This window comes from Variovorax sp. E3 (assembly GCF_016082275.1).
Lineage (GTDB): Bacteria > Pseudomonadota > Gammaproteobacteria > Burkholderiales > Burkholderiaceae_C > Variovorax.
Genome location: NZ_MOWM01000285.1, coordinates 1 through 4,094, shown reverse-complemented (window position 1 = coordinate 4,094; position 4,094 = coordinate 1). Strand labels below are relative to the sequence as shown.

Genomic DNA, 4,094 nt, shown 5'->3' with positions numbered 1-4,094 from the left:
ATGCGAAATCTCCAGGGCCGCGGCGGCGCGGGCCAGCGCGGGTTGCAATGCGCCGGCCGGTAGCCGGTGCCAGCGCGCGGCCACGTGGCCGTCGGGGCGCAGCAGGTAGACCGCGCCGTCTTGCGCGCCGAGCGCCTCGAACACCTCGGGCGATGCGTGCGCGTCGGCGCCGTCGATCCCCGGGGCGGCGATGGTGCGAACGGCCAGCGGCAGCGCCCCTTGCCGCGCAAGCGCGATGCCGGCGGCCGGCGGCGCGGCCACGTCGGGCCGCAGCACCAGCAGCGTGAACGTGGGCGCGATCCAGTCGGTGAGGTGGCCGCGTTCGAGCGGCTGCTCCGGCATCACCTCGCCCGGCAGCGGCCCCGCCGGCAATTCGTCGCCCGCGCTCGACAGCGCCGAATCGGCATAGCGCACGGCCTGCGTCTGGCGCGGGTTGATCAGCTGCGCAATGCCCCGGTGCGCCTCGGACAGCGACAGCGCCGCCTCGCGCAGCAGGTCGAAGCCGCGCGACGGCGGCGACATGAATTCGGTGCTGCGCATCGCGTTCTCGGCGTTCACGTGGAAGGCCGCGATGCGTTCCTGCGAGTACGAGTCGAGCAGCGCCGCGCCCGACAGGCCCTTGGCCACGAACGCCAGCTTCCACGCGAGGTTGTCCGCGTCGTCGAAGCCCGAGTTGAGCCCGCGCACGCCGAAGATCGGCATCGCATGCGCCGCGTTGCCCGCGAACACGACGCGGCCGTGGCGGTAGCGCTCCAGCGTCATCGCGCCGGCGCGGTAGACCGAGGTCCACACCGTCTTCCACGGCAGGTGGCCTTCGCCGATGGCGTCGAGGTGGCGCTGCACGAACTCGGCCACGGCCGGCGGCTGCAGTGCCTCTTCGGTGCTCTGGCCGGGGCGCAGCTGGTAGTCGATGCGCCAGATGTCGTCGGGCTGGCGATGCATCAGCACGGTCGAGCCGGGGTTCCACGGCGGGTCGAACCAGGCGCGGCGCTCGGTCGGGTGGCCGCTGTGCAGCTCGATGTCGATGATCACGTAGCGGCCTTCGTAGCCCGTGCCCTCCAGCGCGAGCCCCATCGCCTTGCGCACGAAGCTCTGGCCGCCGTCGCAGGCCGCGAGCCACTGGCCGTGCAGCCGGTAGGCGCCCTCGGCGTTGCGCACGTCGAGCGTCACGCCCTCGTCGTCCTGCGCCAGGCCGGTGAGCTCGGTGCCCCAGCGGATGTCGATGAGCCCCGGCGTGGCCTCGTTGCGGCGGAAGATTTCCTCGAGCAGGTAGTGCTCGGCGTAGTACTGCTCCAGGTTGATCATCGGCGGCAGCTTCTGGCGCGCGTCGGTCGGCATCTCGAAGCGGAACACCTCGGCCGTCTTGTAGAAGCTGCGGCCCACGCTCCACGGCAGGCCCTTGCCCATGAAGCCCGGCAGCACGCCCAGGCGCTCCATGATCTCCAGGCTGCGGCGCGAGATGCAGGCCGCGCGGCTGCCCACGCACACGGTGTCGTCGGCCTCGAGGATCACGCAGCGCACGCCGTGGTTCGCAAGCCCCAGCGCAAGCGCCATGCCGACCGGCCCGCCGCCCGCGATCACCACCGGGTGGCGGCCGGGCTCGACGCCGTCCTGCTCGAGCGGCGGGGTCCACGGCTTGTAGCGCGTGTAGTGGAAGGCGCCCACGGAGGGCGGGAGTTCGGTGGCGCTGGCCGGCGGCGGCACGGGGCCGCTGGCGGCATCGCCCGGGGCGGCGGCGGGAGGGTTCGTCATCCGACGGGATTGTCCCGATGCGCAAGGACCGCCGATGTCATAACTTCGTACGAGGTACTTACCCCTATCCCTGTTTTTTCTTCACGCATGAGGCGCTGGCGCATCCATCCCACCGACACTCCCTTGGCCGCCGCCGTGGTCGGCGACGTGCTGGGCGGCGTGGGCACGGCGCACCTGGCCACCAGCTACCTGAAGGCGATGCAGCGCGTGATGCCCATCACCTTCTGCACCGTGTTCGCGGTCGACGCGGCGGGGCGCATCGAGGCGGTGTCGGCCGCGAGCAGCTACGGCAGCACGGCCGAGCGCACGTCGGAGCGCTACGTGGCCCAGCGCTTCGACCTGCTCGACCCCAACATGGCGTGGCTCGCGGGGCGCAAGCTGCCCCAGCGCGCGCAGCTGTGGCTGGGCCACCAGCGCGCCGACGAGGTGGCCGACCCGGCCTACCGCGCGGCCTGCTACGGCGACGTGGGCATCCGCGAGCGCGCGTCGGTGCTGTTGCTGCTGCCCACGGGGCAACGCGTGGCGGTGAGCTTCTACCGCAGCCTGGCGCAGCCGGAGTTCGGCGCGGAAGACTTCGGCCGCATCGAGGCGCACGCCACGCTGCTGGCCGACGCAACCGCCGCGCACGGGCGCAGCGCGATGGCCGTGCGCGAGGCGGTGGAGCCGGCCCTCGCCTCGCGGCTGCTGACGCTGAGCCTGCGCGAGCGCGAAGTCATCGGCCACCTGATGGCGGGCAAGACCGCGAAGGAGGCGGCACGGGAAATCGGCGTGGAGCTGACGACCGTGCGCACCCACCAGTACCGGGCGTTCCGTCGGCTGGGGATACGGTCGCAGAAAGAGCTGCTGCGCGGCGCCGGGCCGCGCTGAACGCCGGACGCCTCAGTCTTCGGAGGCTTCGGCTTGCGGTGCGTCGTCGTTCTGCGGCGCGTCGGCGTCGGCCACGGGCTTCACCAGCGACACCGGCGCTTCCTTCGGCCGCCCGTGCGTCGACACCACTTCCTGGTCGATCGCGCCGAACAGCGAGCGCCCGTCCAGCCCCTTCATCTCGATGCGGATGGTGTCGCCGAACTTCATGAACTCGGTGACGGGCGCGCCGCCCTGGATGGTCTCGATGCAGCGCTTCTCGGCAATGCATGAATAGCCCTTGGGCCAGTCCATGCGGCCGTTCTTCTCCACGCCCTTGTTGCTCACCGTGCCGCTGCCGACGATGCTGCCGGCGCGCACGTTGCGCGTCTTGGCGATGTGGGCGATGAGCTGGCCAAAGTGGAAAGTCATCTCGGGCCCCGCGTCGCACATGCCGACCTTGCGGCCGTTCCAGCTGCTTTGCAGCGCCAGGTGCACGCGGCCGTCCTGCCAGGCTTCGCCGATCTCGTCGAGCGTCACGGCCACGGGGCTGAAGGCGGTGGCGGGCTTGCTCTGGAAGAAGCCGAAGCCCTTGGCCAGCTCGGCCGGAATCAGGTTGCGCAGGCTCACGTCGTTGGCCAGCATCACCAGGCGGATGCCGTCCAGCGCCTGGTCGGGCGTGGCGCCCATCTTCACGTCGCCGGTGATGACGGCGATCTCGGCCTCGAAGTCGATGCCCATGGCCTCGTTGGGCACCACGATGTCGTCGACCGGGCCCAGGAAGTCGTCGCTGCCGCCCTGGTACATCAGCGGGTCGGTGTAGAAGCTCTCGGGCACTTCGGCGTTGCGCGCCTGGCGCACCAGCTCGACGTGGTTCAGGTAGGCCGAGCCGTCGGCCCACTGGTAGGCGCGCGGCAGCGGCGCCATGCACATCGAGGGGTCGAACGGAAACGCGTGGCGCGCGCGGCCGTGGTTGAGCGTGTCGTACAGGTCCTGCAGCTGCGGGCTCATGAAGCCCCAGTCGTCCAGCACCTGCTGCAGCCGGTTCGCGATGCCGGTGGCGTAATGGGCGAGCGTGAGGTCGCGCGAAACGACGACGAGCTGGCCGTCGCGCGAGCCGTCCTTCAGGGTGGCGAGTTTCATGATGCGGTGCGGTGCATGCGGAAGCGGCCAAGGCGCTCCCACTTAAACTGGTTGAACGGGCGGCAGTGTACCGAGGTGGTCTTGGTGAACCTTGCCGCCGGCGCCCCACTCCACACACTGATGCCGACGCTCGTCGCCCCCTCTTCGCTGTCCGCCGGCCTGCCCGGCGCCCGTCCTGGCGGGTGCTGGCCGCGCTGACGCTGGCGGTGGCGCTGATCCACGTGCTGGTGCTCGGGCTGGCGCCGACGGCCATCGGGCCGGAGCCCTCGCCGCTGGCCAACAAGTTCATCACGCGCACGATCGTGATCGCGCCGCCCGCATCGGAAAAGCCGGCCGCCCCGGCCGCCGCCGCGCCG

General features: G+C 71.3%; 3 protein-coding genes. 1 reads left to right on the top strand and 2 read right to left on the bottom strand.

Going from position 1 to position 4,094, the window contains the following annotated elements; all coding sequences use genetic code 11:
• Positions 1 to 1,752: FAD-dependent monooxygenase (locus tag BMG07_RS39975; protein WP_198089108.1), on the bottom strand; the 1,752-nt coding region annotated here is incomplete at its 3' end.
• A 123-nt stretch (positions 1,753 to 1,875) separates the two neighbouring features.
• Between BMG07_RS39975 and BMG07_RS43775 the strand changes: the two genes are divergently transcribed.
• Positions 1,876 to 2,619 carry a helix-turn-helix transcriptional regulator gene (locus BMG07_RS43775; protein WP_269759881.1) on the top strand — a complete coding sequence of 248 codons (744 nt, stop codon included), beginning with the start codon at positions 1,876 to 1,878 and terminating at the stop codon, positions 2,617 to 2,619.
• 12 nt (positions 2,620 to 2,631) lie between these two features.
• Here the strand turns inward: BMG07_RS43775 and BMG07_RS39965 are convergent, their stop codons facing one another.
• Entirely contained in the window at positions 2,632 to 3,738 is a 1,107-nt protein-coding gene (locus BMG07_RS39965; protein ID WP_198089107.1) for a fumarylacetoacetate hydrolase family protein, read from the bottom strand.
• Positions 3,739 to 4,094 lie beyond the last annotated feature (356 nt).

Excerpts from the sequence above, each read along its gene's own strand:
- BMG07_RS39965 (WP_198089107.1), bottom strand. The coding sequence starts at position 3,738 with ATGAAACTCGCCACCCTGAAGGACGGCTCGCGCGACGGCCAGCTCGTC.